At 64.1% G+C, this 17466-nt stretch carries 15 protein-coding genes; all 15 read right to left on the reverse strand.

Annotation, left to right across the window (positions count from 1 at the left end; translation table 11 throughout):
• Window positions 1-104: 104 nt before the first annotated feature.
• Window positions 105-3635, reverse strand: coding sequence for a DNA polymerase III subunit alpha (dnaE, locus tag N0B71_RS00660; RefSeq protein ID WP_259756568.1), 3531 nt, complete (start codon window positions 3633-3635; stop codon window positions 105-107).
• Between the two features lie 154 nt (window positions 3636-3789).
• Window positions 3790-4401 carry a ribonuclease HII gene (gene rnhB, locus N0B71_RS00665; protein ID WP_259756570.1) on the reverse strand — a complete coding sequence of 204 codons (612 nt, stop codon included), beginning with the start codon at window positions 4399-4401 and terminating at the stop codon, window positions 3790-3792.
• Window positions 4401-5543 carry a lipid-A-disaccharide synthase gene (gene lpxB, locus N0B71_RS00670; protein WP_259756572.1) on the reverse strand — a complete coding sequence of 381 codons (1143 nt, stop codon included), beginning with the start codon at window positions 5541-5543 and terminating at the stop codon, window positions 4401-4403. The genes rnhB and lpxB overlap by 1 nt, the downstream gene beginning before the upstream one ends.
• A 2-nt stretch (window positions 5544-5545) precedes the next feature.
• Window positions 5546-6322 carry an acyl-ACP--UDP-N-acetylglucosamine O-acyltransferase gene (gene lpxA, locus N0B71_RS00675; RefSeq protein WP_259756574.1) on the reverse strand — a complete coding sequence of 259 codons (777 nt, stop codon included), beginning with the start codon at window positions 6320-6322 and terminating at the stop codon, window positions 5546-5548.
• Window positions 6319-6759: a 3-hydroxyacyl-ACP dehydratase FabZ gene (gene fabZ, locus N0B71_RS00680; protein WP_259756577.1), complete on the reverse strand. Its 441-nt coding sequence runs from the start codon at window positions 6757-6759 to the stop codon at window positions 6319-6321. Before fabZ ends, lpxA begins: the two co-directional genes overlap by 4 nt.
• 48 nt (window positions 6760-6807) lie before the next feature.
• Window positions 6808-7869: a UDP-3-O-(3-hydroxymyristoyl)glucosamine N-acyltransferase gene (lpxD, locus tag N0B71_RS00685; protein ID WP_259756579.1), complete on the reverse strand. Its 1062-nt coding sequence runs from the start codon at window positions 7867-7869 to the stop codon at window positions 6808-6810.
• Window positions 7869-8372 carry an OmpH family outer membrane protein gene (locus N0B71_RS00690; protein ID WP_259756581.1) on the reverse strand — a complete coding sequence of 168 codons (504 nt, stop codon included), beginning with the start codon at window positions 8370-8372 and terminating at the stop codon, window positions 7869-7871. Before N0B71_RS00690 ends, lpxD begins: the two co-directional genes overlap by 1 nt.
• Before the next feature lie 48 nt (window positions 8373-8420).
• Entirely contained in the window at window positions 8421-10811 is a 2391-nt protein-coding gene (gene bamA, locus N0B71_RS00695) for an outer membrane protein assembly factor BamA (RefSeq protein WP_259756583.1), read from the reverse strand.
• Window positions 10812-10885: 74 nt separating this feature from the next.
• Window positions 10886-12238, reverse strand: a complete 1353-nt coding sequence (rseP, locus tag N0B71_RS00700; protein WP_259756585.1) for an RIP metalloprotease RseP — start codon at window positions 12236-12238, stop codon at window positions 10886-10888.
• Between the two features lie 16 nt (window positions 12239-12254).
• Window positions 12255-13445, reverse strand: coding sequence for a 1-deoxy-D-xylulose-5-phosphate reductoisomerase (gene ispC, locus N0B71_RS00705; RefSeq protein WP_259756587.1), 1191 nt, complete (start codon window positions 13443-13445; stop codon window positions 12255-12257).
• The gene (locus N0B71_RS00710) at window positions 13442-14257 is read right to left on the reverse strand and encodes a phosphatidate cytidylyltransferase (protein WP_259756589.1); all 816 of its coding nucleotides are present in this window, start codon (window positions 14255-14257) and stop codon (window positions 13442-13444) included. The genes ispC and N0B71_RS00710 overlap by 4 nt, the downstream gene beginning before the upstream one ends.
• Window positions 14251-15006, reverse strand: coding sequence for a polyprenyl diphosphate synthase (gene uppS / locus N0B71_RS00715; protein ID WP_259756591.1), 756 nt, complete (start codon window positions 15004-15006; stop codon window positions 14251-14253). The genes N0B71_RS00710 and uppS overlap by 7 nt, the downstream gene beginning before the upstream one ends.
• 16 nt (window positions 15007-15022) lie before the next feature.
• On the reverse strand, window positions 15023-15580 hold the full coding sequence (frr, locus tag N0B71_RS00720) for a ribosome recycling factor (RefSeq protein ID WP_259756593.1): 558 nt from the start codon (window positions 15578-15580) through the stop codon (window positions 15023-15025).
• 1 nt (window position 15581) lies between these two features.
• A complete protein-coding gene (pyrH, locus tag N0B71_RS00725) occupies window positions 15582-16319 on the reverse strand; it encodes a UMP kinase (protein WP_017521181.1) in 738 nt (245 codons plus the stop codon).
• Between the two features lie 205 nt (window positions 16320-16524).
• The gene (gene tsf / locus N0B71_RS00730; RefSeq protein WP_259756596.1) at window positions 16525-17394 is read right to left on the reverse strand and encodes a translation elongation factor Ts; all 870 of its coding nucleotides are present in this window, start codon (window positions 17392-17394) and stop codon (window positions 16525-16527) included.
• Window positions 17395-17466 lie beyond the last annotated feature (72 nt).

Genomic DNA, 17466 nt, shown 5'->3' on the forward strand with positions numbered 1-17466 from the left:
GTCGTTCTGTTGGCGGCTGGGCCTGGTCCGTAGGCGCCTACCTTACGGTATCGGGCGCCGAGGGTCGAGACTGGCGGGCGGGCGGCCTTCGGCCACCGCTCACGCTAGCGGTAGTTCAGGAAGACGTTGTCGCGGCCGAACTGGTCACGCAACGCTTGAATCAGGTTGTCTGCGGGGTCGATCCGCCACTGCTCGCCGAACTGCAGCAACGCACGGGCCGACTCGCCGCTGTAATCGACGGTGACCGGGCAGCTGCCGCGGTGACGCGTGCACAGGTCGGCCAGCCAGCGCAGGCGGTCGCCCTTGAGCGCGTCGGCATGCACCCGCACCCGCAGGCTTTCCGCCAGGGAGGTGCGGGCCTCTTCGAGCCCCATCACGCGCTTGGCGCGCAGGCGCAGGCCACCGGAGAAATCGTCCTGGCTGACTTCGCCTTCGATCACCACCAGCGCGTCGGTCTGCAACAGCGCCTGGTTGGCGGCAAAGGCTTCGGCGAACAGCGAGGCCTCGATACGGCCGGAGCGGTCATCCAGAGTCACGAAGCCCATCTTGTCGCCGCGCTTGTTCTTCATCACCCGCAGGTTGACGATCAGGCCGGCGACGGTCTGGGTATCGCGTGCCGGCTTGAGCTCGACGATGCGCTGGCGGGCGAAACGTCGCACCTCGCCTTCGTACTCGTCGATGGGGTGGCCGGTCAGGTAAAGGCCGAGGGTGTCCTTCTCGCCCTTCAGGCGCTCCTTGAGATTGAGCTCCTTGACCTTGCGATGGTTGGCGTAGACGTCGGCCTCGGGCTCGGCGAAGACGCCGCCGAACAGGTCCATGTGGCCGCTGTCATGGCTGCGCGAGGTCTGCTCCGCGGCCTTCACGGCTTCTTCCATGGACGCCAGCAGCACCGCGCGGTTGATGTCGACGTGGGCGTGGTAGGCCTTCTGCTCCTCGTGGAAGTGCGGGCCGAGGCGGTCCAGCGCACCGGCGCGAATCAGCGCCTCCAGGGTGCGCTTGTTGACGCGCTTGAGGTCGATGCGATCGCAGAAATCGAACAGGTTCTTGAACGGCCCGCCTTCGTTGCGGCACTCGGTGATGGCTTCCACCGGGCCTTCGCCAACGCCCTTGATCGCGCCGAGGCCGTAGACGATCTGGCCCTCGTCATCCACGGTGAAGCGGAACTCGGAGTTGTTCACGTCCGGCGCGAGGATGCGCAACTTCATGTGGCGGCACTCTTCGATGAGCGTCACCACCTTGTCGGTGTTCTGCATATCCGCGGTGAGTACCGCGGCCATGAACGGGGCTTTCCAGTGGGTCTTCAGCCAGGCGGTCTGGTACGACACCAGCCCGTAGGCGGCCGAGTGGGACTTGTTGAAGCCGTAGCCGGCGAACTTTTCCACCAGGTCGAAGATGTTGCCCGCGAGGTTGGCGTCGATGCCATTGCCGGCGCAACCTTCGATGAAGCCGCCGCGCTGCTTGGCCATTTCCTCGGGCTTCTTCTTGCCCATGGCGCGACGCAACATGTCCGCGCCGCCGAGGCTGTAGCCCGCCATCACCTGGGCGATCTGCATCACCTGCTCCTGGTACAGGATGATGCCGTAGGTGGGCTTGAGCACGGGCTCAAGGCCTGCGTACTGGTAGTCCGGGTGGGGGTAGGAAATCTCTTCGCGGCCGTGCTTACGGTTGATGAAGTCGTCCACCATGCCCGATTGCAGGGGGCCCGGGCGGAACAGTGCCACCAGTGCGATGAGGTCTTCCAGGCAGTCCGGCTTGAGCTTCTTGATCAGCTCCTTCATGCCGCGCGATTCAAGCTGGAATACCGCGGTGGTTTCCGCCTTCTGCAGCAGGTCGTAGGTCTTCTTGTCGTCCAGCGGGATGCGGTCGATGTCGACCAGCTCGGTCTCGCCGTTCTTGCGCTGGATGCGATGGATGATCTCCATCGCCCACTTGATGATGGTCAGGGTACGCAGGCCGAGGAAGTCGAACTTCACCAGGCCGGCGGCCTCCACGTCGTCCTTGTCGAACTGGGTCACCAGGCCCGCGCCCTCTTCGTCGCAGGCGATGGGGGCGAAGTCGGTGAGCTTGGTCGGCGCGATCACCACACCGCCGGCGTGCTTGCCGGTACCGCGGGTGATGCCTTCGAGCTTGAGGGCCATGTCCCAGATTTCCTGGGCCTCCTCGTCGGACTTGAGGAAGTCGCGCAGCATTTCTTCCTGCTCGAAGGCCTTCTCCAGGGTCATGCCCACTTCGAAGGGGATCATCTTCGACAGCTTGTCCGCCAGGCCGTAGGACTTGCCCTGTACCCGCGCCACGTCACGCACCACCGCCTTCGCGGCCATGGAGCCGAAGGTGATGATCTGGCTGACCGCGTTACGGCCGTAGGCACCGGCCACGTAGTCGATCACCCGGTCACGGCCTTCCATGCAGAAGTCGACGTCGAAGTCGGGCATGGAAATACGTTCGGGGTTGAGGAATCGCTCGAACAGCAGGTCATAGGCCAACGGATCGAGGTCGGTGATCTTCAGCACGTAGGCGACCAGCGAGCCGGCGCCCGACCCCCGGCCGGGGCCGACCGGCACACCGTTGTTCTTGGCCCACTTGATGAAGTCCATCACGATCAGGAAGTAGCCGGGGAAGCCCATCTGGATGATGGTGCCCAGCTCGAACTCCAGGCGGTCGACGTAGATCTGCCGCTTCTCTTCGTAGTTGGGCGTGGTTTCCTTCGGCCACAGCACCGCCAGGCGCTCCTCCAGCCCCTCGTAGGAGACATGGCGCAGGTAGTCGTTGATGTCCATGCCTTCGAAGGGAATCGGGAAGTTGGGCAGGAAGTACTTGCCCAGCTGCACGTCGATGTTGCAGCGCTTGGCGATCTCGACGGAGTTCGCCAGAGCCTCGGGGATGTCGCTGAACAGCTCGGCCATTTCCTCCGGGCTTTTCAGATACTGCTGGTCGGAGTAGTTGCGCGAGCGGCGCGGATCATCCAGGGCACGGCCTTCGCCGATGCACACGCGGGTTTCGTGCGCCTCGAAGTCTTCCTGCTTGATGAAGCGCACATCGTTGGTGGCCACCAGGGGCGCACCGCTACGCTCGGCCAGGGCGACCGCGGCATGCACGTGCTCTTCGTCGTTGACCCGGTGGGTGCGCTGGATGTCGAGGTAGAAGCGATCCGGGAAGACCTCCAGCCACTCGGCCAGCAGCGAGTCGGCCAGCGCATCGTCGCCTTCCAGCAGGGCCATGCCGATCTCGCCCTCCTTGGAGCCGGACAGCGCGATCAGGCCTTCGGCGGCCTCCTTCACCCACTGCCGCTCGATGATGATCTCGCCGTTGCGCTGACCATCCTGCCAGCCACGGGAAATCAGCTCGGTCAGGTTGCGGTAGCCCTTGGGATTCATCACCAGTAACGTCAGGCGGGTCAGCGGGCCGTCATCGTCGCGGTTGGCCAGCCAGATATCGGCGCCGCAGATCGGCTTGATGCCACCGCCCATGGCGGTCTTGTAGAACTTCACCAGCGAACACATGTTGTTCAGGTCGGTTACCGCCACCGCCGGCATGCCCGCTGCGCCAACCGCCTTGATCAGCGGCTTGACCCGTACCAGGCCGTCGACCAGGGAGAATTCGGTGTGCAGACGCAGGTGAACGAAGGTGGCGGTCATGGTGGTCCTTGGCAAACGCGAAAAACGGCAAGCCCCGGATTGTACCGGGGCCGTCCGCAAAGCTACAGGGATCAATCGGCCAGCCGTCGCGCCGGCTGACCGGGGTCATCGGCGGGGCGCTGGCCGCGAGGAATTCCAGAGTAATAACAGGGTGTTACAGGATGCCGGCGGGATTTTCCAGCAGGTCGCGTACCGGGCCGAAGGAGCGCCGATGGATGGGCGTCGGGCCCAGGCGCTTGAGGGCTTCCAGGTGCACGGGGGTGGGATAGCCCTTGTGCCCGCCGATCCCATAGCCGGGGTACAGCACTTCCATTTCCTGCATCTCGCGGTCACGGCTGACCTTGGCCAGGATCGATGCCGCGGCAATGGCCGGCACCTTGGCGTCGCCCTGCACCACCGGCGCGGAAGGCACCTTGAGCTTCGGGCAGCGGTTACCGTCGATCAGCGCCAGTTTTGGCGTAACACTCAAGCCTTCCACAGCGCGCTGCATGGCCAGCATGGTGGCATGCAGGATGTTCAACTGGTCGATCTCGTGCACATCGGCACGGGCGATGAACCAGGCCAAGGCCTTCTCGCGGATCTCGTCGAACAGTGCCTCGCGACGGGCTTCGCTGAGCTTCTTCGAGTCGTTGAGCCCCTGGATCGGGCGCGCCGGGTCCAGGATCACCGCCGCCGTGACCACCGGCCCGCACAGCGGGCCACGGCCCACCTCGTCGACGCCGGCGACCAGTTCTTCCACCAGGGTGAAATCCAGGCCCATCTGCATCAGCGTTTCTCCACCAGGGCGAGCACCGCATCGGCGGCCTGCGCGGACGCATCCTGGCGCAGGGCGCGGTGGATGGCGTCGAAGGATTCGGTTTGCACGCGACCGTCATCGAGCAGCGGCAGCAGCGTCGTGGCCAGCGCCTCGGGCGTTGCCGCATCCTGGATCAGCTCGGGCACCAGCAGGCGGCCGGCCAGCAGGTTGGGCAGCGAAATGTAGGGGCTCTTCACCAGGCGCTTGAGGATGCGGTAGGTCATGGGCGCCACCTTGTAGGCGACGACCATGGGCCGCTTGTACAGCAAGGCTTCCAGCGTCGCGGTGCCGGAGGCGATCAGCACCGCGTCGCAGGCGGCCAGCGCCTCGTGGGAGGCGCCATCGAGCAACTGCACCGGCAGGTCGCGACCGGCGAGCATCGCTTCGATCTGCACGCGGCGCTCGGGACTGGCGCAGGGCAGCACGAAGCGCAGATCGGGGCGATCCGCCAGCAGGCGCTGGGCGGTATCGAGGAACAGCGCGCCGAGCTTGCCGACCTCCCCTCCCCGACTTCCCGGCAGCAGCGCCACGACACCGGCATCCGGCGGCAGGCAGAGACGCTGGCGCGCCCCGGCACGGTCGGCTTCCAACGGAATAGTGTTGGCCAGCGGATGACCGACGAAACGCACCGGCACCGCATGTTCTTCGTAGAAGCGCGCCTCGAAGGGAAACAGCGCGAGCATCAGGTCGCAGGCTTGCTTGATCTTCAGGACGCGCTTCTGCCGCCAGGCCCAGACCGACGGGCTGACGTAGTGCACCGTGCGGATGCCCGCGCGGCGCAGCTTCAATTCGATGTTCAGGTTGAAGTCCGGCGCATCGATGCCGATGAACACGTCCGGCTTGGCCGCGATCAGCATCTTCACCAGGTCCTTGCGCCGGCGCAGCAGTTCGCGCAGACGGCCAAGCACCTCCACCAGGCCCATGACGGCCAGGCGCTCCATCGGGAAGTGCGACTGCAGCCCTTCGGCCTGCATGCGCGGACCGCCGACACCGATGAACTCGATGTCGGGGTGGCGCTGTTTGAGCGCCTGCATGAGGCCGGAGCCGAGGATATCGCCGGACGCCTCGCCCGCGACCAGGGCGACGCGCAGCTTGCGTGCGGTCGGTTGCATGGTCAGCGGGTGATGCCGCGGGTGGAACTCTGGATGGAGTCGCGGAACACGGCGACTTCCGGGAACTGCTCGGAGGCCTCGCCCAGCTCGGCCAACGCCTCGTCCACCGTCAGGCCCTGGCGGTAGACCACCTTGTAGGCCCGACGCAGCGCCTGGATCGACTCGGCGCTGAAGCCCCGACGGCGCAGGCCCTCGAAGTTCATGCTGCGGGCCTCGGCGGGGTTGCCGAAGACCGTGACATAGGCCGGGACGTCCTTGCCGATGGTGGTGCCCATGCCGGAGAAGGCGTGTGCACCGATGCGGCAGAACTGGTGGACCAGGGTGTACCCGGAGAGGATCGCCCAGTCATCCACATGAACATGACCCGCCAGGGCGGTGTTGTTCACCAGAATGCAATGGTTGCCGATCACACTGTCGTGGCCGACGTGAACGTAGGCCATGAACAGGTTGTGGTCGCCAATGGTGGTTTCCGAACGATCCTGGATGGTGCCGCGATGGATGGTGACACCCTCGCGGATCACGTTGTGGTCGCCGATCACCAGGCGAGTCGGCTCGCCCTTGTACTTCAGGTCGGGGGTATCTTCACCGACGCTGGAGAACTGGAAAACCCGATTGTGCTTACCGATCTTCGTGGGGCCTTTGACCACCACGTGCGGACCGATCACCGTACCTTCGCCGATCTCCACATCCGGCCCGACCATGGACCAGGGGCCCACCTGTACGTCGTCAGCCAGCTTTGCGCGCGGGTCGATGATGGCGCGAGGATCGATCAAACTCATAGTTTGCGTTCCGCACAGATGATTTCGGCCGAGCATACCGGCTTGTCATCGACGGTGGCATGGCAGTCGAACTTCCAGATGCCGCGCTTGACGCTGATGAACTGGGCATTGAGCTGCAACTGGTCACCCGGCAGTACCGGCTGGCGGAAGCGCAGCTTGTCGGAACCGACGAAGTAATACAGGGTGCCGTCGGCCGGCTTCACGTCGAGCATCTTGAAACCGAGGATGCCGGCCGCCTGGGCCATGGCCTCGATGATTAGCACGCCCGGCATGATCGGATGTTGCGGGAAGTGGCCATTGAAGAACGGCTCGTTGATGCTGACATTCTTGTAGGCGCGAATGCGCTTGCCTTCGATGTCCAGCTCCACCACCCGATCCACCAGCAGGAAAGGGTAGCGATGAGGCAGGTATTCGCGAATCTCGTTGATGTCCATCATGTTCAGGGGAGCCTGTTCAGAAAAGGGAAACGCCAAAAAATGCGTGGATCACGCATCTGATGGAGCGTCTCCGCTTGGGGTCACGGCGGCCAGGCGCTTTTCCAGCTGCTGCAGACGACGGGCCATGTCATCCAGCTGACGAATGCGCGCGGCGCTTTTCTTCCATTCCGCCGCGGGCTGCATGGCGGTACCGGAGGAGTAGGAGCCCGGTTCGGTAATCGAACGGGTCACCATGGTCATCCCGGTGACGAAGACGTTGTCGCAGATCTCGATGTGACCGACCAGCCCCACGCCGCCAGCGAGCATGCAATGCTTGCCGATCTTGGCGCTGCCGGAAATCCCGCAGCAGCCGGCCATGGCGGTGTGATCACCGATCTGCACGTTGTGGGCGATCATGATCTGGTTATCCAGCTTCACGCCATTGCCCACCAGGGTATCGGACAGCGCGCCCCGATCGATGGTGGTATTGGCGCCGATCTCGACGTCATCCCCCAGGGTAACGCCGCCAATCTGCGCGATTTTCTGCCAGACGCCCTTGTGGTTGGCGAAGCCGAAGCCCTCGCCACCCAGCACGGCGCCGGACTGGATCACCACGCGCTTGCCGATACGCACGTCGTGATAGAGCGTCACGCGCGGTGCCAACCAGCCATCCTCGCCGATGACGCTGCGCGCGCCGACGAAGCAGTGGGCACCGATGGTGACGTTCGCGCCGATCTGCGCACCCGCCTCGATCACCGCATAGGGACCGACACTGGCCGTCGCATCGACCTGCGCCCCTTCATCGACCACCGCGGTGGGATGAATGCCGACCGGGGCCTTCGGCTTGCGGTCGAACTGGTGGGACAGGCCGGCATAGGCCAGATAGGGATTGGCAACGATCAGCGCATTGCCGTCATAGCCTTCGGCGTCCGCGGCGGTCAGCAACACGGCGCTGGCCTGGCTGCCGTCGAGGAACTTGCGGTACTGCGGATTGGCCAGGAAGCTCAGTTGGCCGGCGCCTGCGTCCTGCAGGGTAGCCAGCCCGCTGATCACCTGAGCGGGATCGCCGCGCAACTCGGCATCGAGTTGCGCAGCCAGTTCGGCGAGGGTAAAGGACTGCTCAGTCATCATCAGCGCAGTTGGTTCATGCGCTCGATGACTTGGCGGGTGATGTCGTACTGCGGCTTCACGTCGACCACGGCACCACGCTCGACCACCAGGTCGTAACCACCTTTCTTGATGGTCTCCTCGACGGCCTGGTCCAGCTTCGGTTTGAGCTTCTTGAGCATGTCACGATCGGCGACGGCCTTGGCTTCGTTCAGCTCCTTGGACTGGAACTGGAAGTCGCGGGCCTTCTGCTTGAAGTCGCTCTCGGCCTTTTCACGCTCCGAATTGGACATCTTGCTGCCACCGTTGACCAGCTTGTCCTGCAGGGACTTGGCGTCGGTTTCCAGCGCCTTGAGCTTGCTCAGTTGCGGGCCGAACTTCTTCTCGGCGTCCACGGCGTACTGCTTGGCCGCATCCGACTCGAGGAGTGCCATCTGATAGTTGAGCACCGCGATCTTCATGTCGGCGAACGCGGGGCTCGCTGCCAGGGCGGCGGTGATCAGGACGAACTGGGTCAACTTACGCACAATGCACTCCTGCACAAAGCATGGTTGTCATTACAACGATACGGCCAATTAGAAGGTCTGTCCCAGGGAGAACTGGAAGATCTGGGTCTCGGCGTTGTCCGGCTTCTTGATCGGGGTCGCCAGGCTGAAGCTCAGCGGGCCCAGCGCGGTGATCCAGGTCAGACCGACACCGGCGGACATCGCCATGTCCTGGAACTTGACGCCATCGCAGCCCTGGGTGGTGGAAATCGGGCAGTCGGTGTCGAACACGTTACCGATGTCATAGAACAGCACGGTACGCAGTTGGCGCTGGTCCTTCACGAACGGCAGCGGGAACAGCAGTTCCGCACCGCCGGTGATCAGGATATTACCGCCGAAGGCTTGCGGATCGGTGTCCGGATCAGTGTAACGGCCATTCGCGTCCGGACCATTCGTCCCTGGCGGCGTAGTGGCCGGATCTGCCTTACTGGGCGTACTGCGCGGGCCGAGCGAGCTGTCCTTGAAGCCACGCACCGAGTTGAAACCGCCGGCGTAGTAGTTCTCGTAGAACGGCAGGCGATCGGTATCGCCGTAGGCGCCGCCGTAACCGAGCTCGGTATGGAAGCGCATGGTGTAGGTTTCGGTGAGCGGGGCGAAGATCTGGCCGCGGTAATCGAGCTTGTAGAACGACAGGTCGCTACCCGGAATGGTGGTTTCCAGCACCAGGCTCTGGGAGTGGCCGCGGTTGGCCAGCACGCCCTTGTTCAGGGTCGATTCGGACCAGCCGATGGACGCCTTGAAGTTGGTGAAGCTGTCGCCTTCCTTCTCGATGAAGTCGAAGATCTCGTCGACGGTGTAGGCGCCGGTGTCGATCTCGTCGCGCTGCACGGTCAGGCCGTAGGTCAGGCGCGAGGTTTCGCTGATCGGGTAGCCGATGCTGACGCCAGCACCCAGGCTGTTCACCGAGTAGCTGGAAACGTCGACGTCGAGCTTGTCGTAGTCGGTCTTGCGGTAGAAGGCGTTGTAGCCCAGGCTCACGCCGTCGACGGTCCAGTAGGGGTCGACGAAGCCGAAGTTGTAGCGGGTCTGGTAGTCGGACTTGGTCAGGCCGATGCTGACCTTGTTACCGGTACCCAGGAAGTTGTTCTGGCTGATCGAGCCACCGAGGATCAGGCCGGCGCTCTGGGCAAAGCCCACGCTGGCGGTGATCGAGCCGGAGGGCTGCTCTTCCACGCTGTAGTTGACGTCGACCTGGTCGTCGGTACCCGGAACCGCCGGGGTCTCGACGTTGACTTCCTTGAAGTAGCCCAGACGCTCCAGGCGCTGCTTGGACTGGTCGATCAGGTAGGTCGAGGCCCAGCCGCCTTCCATCTGGCGCATTTCGCGACGGAGTACTTCGTCCTCGGTCTTGGTGTTGCCACGGAAGTTGATGCGGTTGACGTAGGCGCGCTTGCCCGGATCGACCACGTAGGTGATCGAGACGGTCTTGTTCTCGTCGTTCGGCTCGGGAACGCCGTTCACGTTGGCGAAGGTGTAGCCCTCGTTACCCAGGCGGCGGGTAATCAGGTCGGAGGTGGTGGTCATCACCTTGCGGGAGAACACCTGGCCCTTCTTCACCAGCAGGAGCTTCTTCACTTCGTCTTCCGGCACCTTCAGGTCGCCGGAGAGCTTCACGTCGCTGACGGTGTACTTCTCGCCTTCGTTGACGTTGACGGTGATGTAGACGTGCTTCTTGTCCGGGGTGATCGACACCTGGGTGGAGGCGATATCCATGTGGATGTAGCCGCGGTCCAGGTAGTAGGAACGCAGACGCTCCAGGTCGCCGGAGAGCTTCTCGCGGGAGTACTTGTCGTCGTTCTTGAAGAAGGACAGCCAGTTGGTGGTCTTCAGTTCGAACAGGTCGGTCAGGTCTTCTTCGGAGAAGACGGTGTTGCCCACCACGTTGACATGGGCGATGGCCGCCACGGTGCCTTCGTTGATGTTGATCTTCAGCGCGACGCGGTTACGCGGCTGCGGCACCACTTCGGTTTCGATCTCGGCGGAGTAGCGGCCCTGGGCCACGTACTGGCGCTGCAGTTCGTTGCGCACGCCTTCGAGGGTCGCACGCTGGAAGATCTCGCCTTCGGACAGGCCGGACTGCTTCAGGCCCTTCATCAGGTCTTCGGTGGTGATGGCCTTGTTGCCCTCGATCTCGATGCTGGAGATGGAGGGACGCTCGACCACGTTGACGATCAGCACGTTGCCGTCGCGGCTGAGCTGGATGTCCTGGAAGAAGCCGGTCTTGAACAGCGAGCGGGTCGCTTCGACCAGGCGGCGATCGTCGATCTGCTCGCCGACGTTCAGCGGCAACGCCGCGAACACGCTGCCGGCAGACACGCGCTGCAGGCCGTTGACCCGGATATCGGAAACAGTGAAGGACTCGGCGTGAACCTGGGCGATCATCAGCGCGGAAAGGGCCGCGGGAAGCAGAAAGCGTTTCATGGAGTCCTTTTAATTCCAACTGACAAATAAAGAATCTGCCGCAAGTGGCGGCAGATCCGAAATCCAACGGGCGGTTACAGTCGACTCAGATCGTTGACCAGGGCCAACAACATGACCCCGACTACCAGGCTGATGCCAATTTGCATCCCCCAAGCCTGGACCCGCTCCGACAGTGGGCGACCGCGCACCCACTCGACCATGTAGAACAGCAGATGCCCGCCATCGAGGACAGGAATCGGCAACAGGTTGAGAACCCCCAAACTGATGCTCAGATAGGCGAGGAAATGCAGAAAATCCCCTACGCCGGACTGGGCTGAAGCGCCCGCCACTTTAGCAATGGTTATCGGCCCGCTCAAGTTTTTTACCGAGAGCTGCCCGAGCACCATTTTCTTTAGAGAATCCAGAGTTAGCAGGCTCATGGACCAGGTTCGGGAGAGCGCCTGGCCCACCGCCGCCACCGGCCCGTAGCTCACTTCGCGGAGCATTTCCGGCGGCCACTGCCCGCCAGCGACGCCCGCGCCCAGGTAGCCGGTGCGGGCTTTGCCCTCCCCTTTGGCCGCCAGGGTCAGGGCCAGCTCCTCGCGCTGGCCGGCGCGTTCGATGCCCAGGGTTACCTTGCCCTCCGGCAGCGCGCGGACACGCGAAACCACTTCTTGCCAATCCGTGACCGATTGACCATCCAGAGTGACGATCCGGTCACCGATCTGCAGCCCGGCGGCCTTGGCCGGGCCTTTGTCGTCCAGTTCGGCGATCACCGCCGGCACGGCGGGCCGCCAGGGCTGGATGCCCAGGCCGCCGATGGGATCGGGGTTTTCTTCGTTCTTCAGCCAGGCACTGATGCGCACCTGGTGCACGGCCGGCACGGTGGAGCCCTGCTCCAGCACCGAGACGCTCAACTCGCCGGTTTCGCCCAGGCGGCGCACCAGCTGCAGATTGACGCCACTCCAGCCGTCAACGGCCTCGCCGTCCACCGCGACCACTTCCTGGCCGGCCACGAGCCCAGCTTGCGCCGCCGGACTGTCCGCCACCACCGAGCCGATGATGGGCTTGATCTGCTGGCTGCCGAGCATGGCCAGCACCCAGAAGAACAGGATGGCGAGGAGGAAGTTGGCGACCGGGCCGGCGGCCACGATGGCGATGCGCTGGAAGACGCTCTTGCGGTTGAACGCCTGATCGAGCAACTCGGCTGGCACCTCGCCTTCGCGCTCATCCAGCATCTTGACGTAGCCACCCAGGGGAATGGCGGCAACGACGAACTCGGTGCCGCGGCGATCATGCCAGCGCACCAGCGGCGTGCCGAACCCCACGGAGAAGCGCAGAACCTTGACGCCGCAGCGGCGGGCAACCCAGAAGTGTCCGAATTCGTGGAAGGTGACCAGTACGCCCAGGGCGACAATCAGTCCCACCACCATATAAACGGCGCTCATCGCTACCTCCTCGGGCTCAGCGCCCGCGTTCCTGCAACCACGCCTGCGCGGCGTCGCGTGCGCGCTGGTCGGCCGCCAGCACCGCATCGAGCGATTCGACCGGCGTCGGCGCCTCGCGGTTCAGCACCTCGTCGATGATAACCGGGATATCCGTGAAGCGGATGCGCCGTTCGAGGAAGGCGGCAACCGCCACTTCGTTCGCCGCATTGAGCATCGCCGGCACGCTGCCGCCCGCCTCCGCGGCCTGGCGCGCCAGGCGCAGACAGGGGAAACGCTGCTCGTCGGGCGCGGAAAAATCCAGCCGGGCGATGGAGAACAGGTCCAGCGGCGAAACGCCGGAATCGATTCGCTGCGGCCACGCCAGGGCATGGGCGATGGGCGTGCGCATGTCCGGGTTGCCCAACTGCGCCAGCACCGAGCCATCCACGTAATCCACCAGGGAATGGATCACGCTCTGCGGATGGATCACCACCTCGACCTTCGACGGCGGCGCGTCGAACAGCCAGCAGGCCTCGATCAGTTCCAGGCCCTTGTTCATCATGCTCGCCGAATCGACGGAGATCTTCCGCCCCATCGACCAGTTGGGATGCGCGCAGGCCTGCTCAGGTGATACGTCGTGCAACCGCTCCAGCGGCGTCTCGCGGAACGGGCCGCCGGAAGCGGTCAGCAGGATACGGCGGACGCCGACCTGCCCCAGCCCGCGGGCGTAATCCGCCGGCATGCACTGGAAGATCGCGTTGTGCTCGCTGTCGATGGGCAGCAGCACCGCACCACTGGCGCGCACGGCGTTCATGAACAGCGCGCCGGACATCACCAGCGCTTCCTTGTTGGCCAGCAGCACCCGCTTGCCAGCCTCGACAGCCGCCAGGGTGGGCTTCAGGCCGGCGGCGCCGACGATGGCGGCCATCACCGCATCCACCTCGGGATGGGCGGCGATCTCGCAAAGGCCGGCTTCACCGACCAGCACCTGCGCCTCGAGACCGGCAGCGCTCAGGCGCTCCTGCAAGGCCCGCGCCTGGTCGGCGTGCGGCACCACGACGCAGCGCGGGCGATGGCGCAGGCACAGCGCCTCCAGTTCAGCCAGGCGGGAGAAGCCGCTGAGCGCGAATACACGGTAACGATCCGGATGACGCCCGATGACATCCAGGGTGCTGAGGCCGATCGATCCGGTCGCCCCCAGCACGGTAATCCACTGCGGATGGCTCACGGCGTACCCCAGCCCACCGCCCAGAGCAGCGCGGTAAACACCGGAATGGCGGCGGTCAGGCTGTCGATGCGATCCAGCACCCCGCCATGGCCGGGCAGCAGGTTGCTGCTGTCCTTGAGGCCCGACTGGCGCTTGAACATGCTCTCGGTGAGGTCACCGATCACCGACAGGGCCACCACGATGGCCGCACACGGCAACGCCAGCAGCAACTCGCGGACGGTCCAGTCGCGATAGATGGAGACGGCAACGGTGATGGCCAGGCACAGCGCCAGGCCGCCGAAGAAGCCTTCCCAGCTCTTGCCAGGGCTGACCCGCGGGGCCAGCTTGCGCTTGCCGAAGGCCTTGCCGGAGAAGTAGGCGCCGACATCGGCCGCCCAGACCAGCACCATCACCGCGACGATCAGCCAGTTGGACAGCGGCCACTGCTTGAGCAGTACCAGGCCCTGCCAGGCCGGCAGCAGAATCAGCAGACCGATCAGCAGGCGCCGCCAGCGGCCGCCCCAGCTCGACGCGCTGTCCGGGTAGGTCAGCACCATCACGATCGCCAGGGCCCACCAGAGCAATGCCAGCACCAGCACGGCGCCGGCCAGCTGCGGAAGCCAGGCGAGCACCAGCATCAGCACGGCGACCACGGCGGCATAGCCGACGCGGGCAGGTTGTTCGTTATAGCCGGCCAGGCGCGCCCATTCCCAGGCGCCCAGGCTGACCACCAGGCCGATGAACAGCGAGAACGCCGCACCGTCGAGCAGGAAGAAACCACCCAGCGCGATCGGCAGCAGGATCAGCGCCGTGATGATTCGTTGTTTCAACATGACGGGGGCGCCTCGGCCTCGACCTGCTCACTGGTCTTGCCGAAGCGGCGCTGACGAGAAGCGAAGTCCTGCAACGCAGCCTGCATGGCGTCGTGCTTGAAGTCGGGCCAGTAGAGATCGGAGAAATACAGCTCGGCGTACGCCAGCTGCCAGAGAAGGAAGTTGCTGATGCGGTGCTCGCCCCCCGTGCGGATGCACAGGTCGGGCAGCGGCTGGTCACCGGTGGAAAGACAACCCTGGATCAGCTCCGGGGTGATCTCTTCCGCCGCCAGGTGGCCGGCCTGCACCTCACGGGCGAGACGTTGCGCCGCCTGGGTGATGTCCCATTGGCCGCCATAGTTGGCCGCCACCTGCAGCAACATGCTGCCGCCATTGGCGGTCAGCGCTTCGGCCTCGCGCATTGCCGCCTGCAATTCCGGGGCGAAGCGGCTGCGGTCGCCGATGATGCGCAGGCGGATGCCGTTGGCGCTCAGCTTGCGCACCTCACGGCGCAGGGCCATGAGGAACAGCTCCATCAGTGCGCCGACCTCGTCGGCCGGGCGCTGCCAGTTCTCGCTGGAGAAGGCGAACAGCGTCAGGACCTCGACGCCTGCTTCGGCGCAGGTCTTGATCACCGCACGGACAGCGTCCACACCGGCCTTGTGCCCGGCCACGCCGGGCATCAGGCGTTTCTTCGCCCAGCGATTGTTGCCGTCCATGATGATCGCCACGTGCCGGGGCACGGGCGTCACCTGCTTGGTCTTTTCCATGACGAGAGCCCGGCCGTCAGACGGCCATCAGATCCGTTTCCTTGGCCTCGAGGGCCTTTTCGATCTCGGCGACGAACTTGTCGGTGATCTTCTGGATCTCCTCGCCAGCGCGACGCTCTTCGTCCTCGCTGATTTCCTTCTCTTTCTGCAGGTCCTTGAGCTGAGCCAGCGCGTCGCGGCGGATGTTGCGCACGGAAACGCGAGCCTGCTCGGCCTCGGCGCGGGCCTGCTTGGTGAAGCCCTTGCGGGTTTCCTCGGTCAGGGCCGGCATCGGAACGCGGATGGTGGTGCCGGCGGTCGCCGGGTTCAGGCCCAGGTCGGAGGTCATGATGGCCTTCTCGACCGCCTGGATCATGGTCTTGTCGAAGACGCTCAGGGCCAGGGTGCGGGAGTCTTCCACGGTGACGTTGGCCACCTGGCGCAGCGGCGTGTCGGAACCGTAGTAGGACACCATCACGCTATCCAGGATGCTGGGGTGCGCACGGCCGGTACGAATCTTGGCGAAGGCATGGCCCAGGGCTTCCAGGGTCTTGCCCATACGATCCTGCGCTTCCTTCTTGATCTCGTTGATCATCTCAATCCTCCTCGATCAGGGTGCCTTCAGCACCACCTACAACAATATTCAGCAGCGCGCCGGGCTTGTTCATGTTGAACACGCGCAGCGGCATTTTCTGGTCCCGGCACAGGCAGATGGCGGTCAGGTCCATCACGCCCAGCTTGCGATCGAGCACTTCATCGTACGTCAGGCGTTCGAATTTCTCGGCATTCGGGTCCTTGAACGGGTCGGCAGTGTACACGCCGTCCACCTTGGTCGCCTTGAGTACTACGTCAGCATCTATTTCGATGGCGCGCAGGCAGGCGGCGGAATCGGTGGTGAAGAACGGGTTGCCGGTACCGGCGGAGAAGATCACCACTTCGCCACTCTTCAGGTGGCGCATGGCCTTGCGGCGGTCGTAGTGATCGGTCACGCCGACCATGGAGATGGCGGACATGACGATGGCGGTGATGTTGGAACGCTCCAGGGCGTCACGCATGGCCAGGCCGTTCATCACGGTGGCGAGCATGCCCATGTGGTCGCCGGTGACGCGATCCATGCCGGCCGCGGACAGCGCCGCGCCACGGAACAGGTTGCCGCCACCGATCACCAGGCCGACCTGCACGCCGATACCGACGAGCTGGCCGATCTCCAGCGCCATGCGGTCCAGCACCTTGGGATCGATGCCGAACTCCTCGGAGCCCATCAGGGCTTCGCCGCTCAGTTTTAGAAGAATGCGTTTATAGCGAGGTTGACGAGCGCTCAGCTGCTGAGCCATGACCTTTTTCTCCTGCGGCGATTGAATGCTGTGCGCCTTGTGGGCGCTTGGCGGAAAGCTTGGACCAGCCAGCCTTACGGCGCCTTTAACCCGCCGTGCGGGCCCGCGCCGTGGAAACCGCCCCTTTTGGTTTCCCCAGTTTGGCAAAGAGGCCGCGCGCGTTAGCGGGCAGCCTCTTGCGGGGCGACAGTCGTGAGACCGTCTATTACTGCTTGGAAGCGGCTACTTGAGCAGCAACCTCGGCAGCGAAATCAGCTTCGACTTTCTCGATGCCTTCACCGACTTCGTAACGGATGAAGGAAACGATTTCAGCACCGGCTTTCTTGGCCAGGTCGCCGACCTTGACTTCCGGGTCCTTGACGAACGCTTGCTCGACCAGGCTGGCTTCGGCCAGGAACTTCGAGATACGGCCTTTGACCATGTTCTCGACGATGTTTTCCGGCTTGCCCGCGATCTTGTCGGCGTTCAGAGCGAGGAAGATTTCCTTCTCTTTGGCAACGGCTTCTTCGGAAACCTGCGACGGATCCAGGAACTGCGGGTTGCTGGCAGCGATGTGCATGGCGATGTCGCGAGCCAGGTCAGCGTTGCCGCCCTTCAGGGTGACCAGAACGCCGATGCGGTGGCCGTGCAGGTAAGCGCCAACCACGTCACCTTCGGCGCGAGCCAGACGACGGATGTTGACGTTTTCGCCGCACTTGGCGACCAGGGCTTCACGGGCCGATTCCTGTTCGGCGATCAGCGGAGCGGCGTCGGTCAGCTTCTGGGCAACAGCCTTGTCCAGGCTGGCAGCCACGAAGGCCTTGAAGTCATCCTGCAGGGCCAGGAAGTCGGTCTGCGAGTTGACTTCGATGATGGTAGCGGCCTTGTTGTCATCAGCCACTTTAACGGCGATGGAACCTTCGGCGGCGATGTTGCCAGCCTTCTTGGCAGCCTTGATGGCGCCGGAAGCGCGCATGTCGTCGATGGCTTTCTCGATATCGCCTTCGGCGGCTACCAGTGCCTTCTTGCACTCCATCATGCCCTGGCCGGTACGCTCACGCAGTTCCTTGACCAGTGCTGCAGTAATTTCTGCCATTTCGAAATCCTCTTGAGTTGCTCTCAAAACCAGATCGCCCGGCTGCCCGGGCGGAATGTACAGGGTGGCAAA

Source organism: Pseudomonas sp. GCEP-101 (assembly GCF_025133575.1).
GTDB classification, from domain to species: Bacteria; Pseudomonadota; Gammaproteobacteria; order Pseudomonadales; family Pseudomonadaceae; genus Pseudomonas; species Pseudomonas nitroreducens_B.

Coding starts and splice junctions, on each gene's coding strand:
- dnaE (WP_259756568.1), bottom strand. CDS start 3,635: ATGACCGCCACCTTCGTTCACCTGCGTCTGCACACCGAATTCTCCCTG.
- rnhB (WP_259756570.1), bottom strand. CDS start 4,401: ATGCAGATGGGCCTGGATTTCACCCTGGTGGAAGAACTGGTCGCCGGC.
- lpxB (WP_259756572.1), bottom strand. CDS start 5,543: ATGCAACCGACCGCACGCAAGCTGCGCGTCGCCCTGGTCGCGGGCGAG.
- lpxA (WP_259756574.1), bottom strand. CDS start 6,322: ATGAGTTTGATCGATCCTCGCGCCATCATCGACCCGCGCGCAAAGCTG.
- fabZ (WP_259756577.1), bottom strand. CDS start 6,759: ATGATGGACATCAACGAGATTCGCGAATACCTGCCTCATCGCTACCCT.
- lpxD (WP_259756579.1), bottom strand. CDS start 7,869: ATGATGACTGAGCAGTCCTTTACCCTCGCCGAACTGGCTGCGCAACTC.
- bamA (WP_259756583.1), bottom strand. CDS start 10,811: ATGAAACGCTTTCTGCTTCCCGCGGCCCTTTCCGCGCTGATGATCGCC.
- rseP (WP_259756585.1), bottom strand. CDS start 12,238: ATGAGCGCCGTTTATATGGTGGTGGGACTGATTGTCGCCCTGGGCGTA.
- N0B71_RS00710 (WP_259756589.1), bottom strand. CDS start 14,257: ATGTTGAAACAACGAATCATCACGGCGCTGATCCTGCTGCCGATCGCG.
- uppS (WP_259756591.1), bottom strand. CDS start 15,006: ATGGAAAAGACCAAGCAGGTGACGCCCGTGCCCCGGCACGTGGCGATC.
- frr (WP_259756593.1), bottom strand. CDS start 15,580: ATGATCAACGAGATCAAGAAGGAAGCGCAGGATCGTATGGGCAAGACC.
- pyrH (WP_017521181.1), bottom strand. CDS start 16,319: ATGGCTCAGCAGCTGAGCGCTCGTCAACCTCGCTATAAACGCATTCTT.
- tsf (WP_259756596.1), bottom strand. CDS start 17,394: ATGGCAGAAATTACTGCAGCACTGGTCAAGGAACTGCGTGAGCGTACC.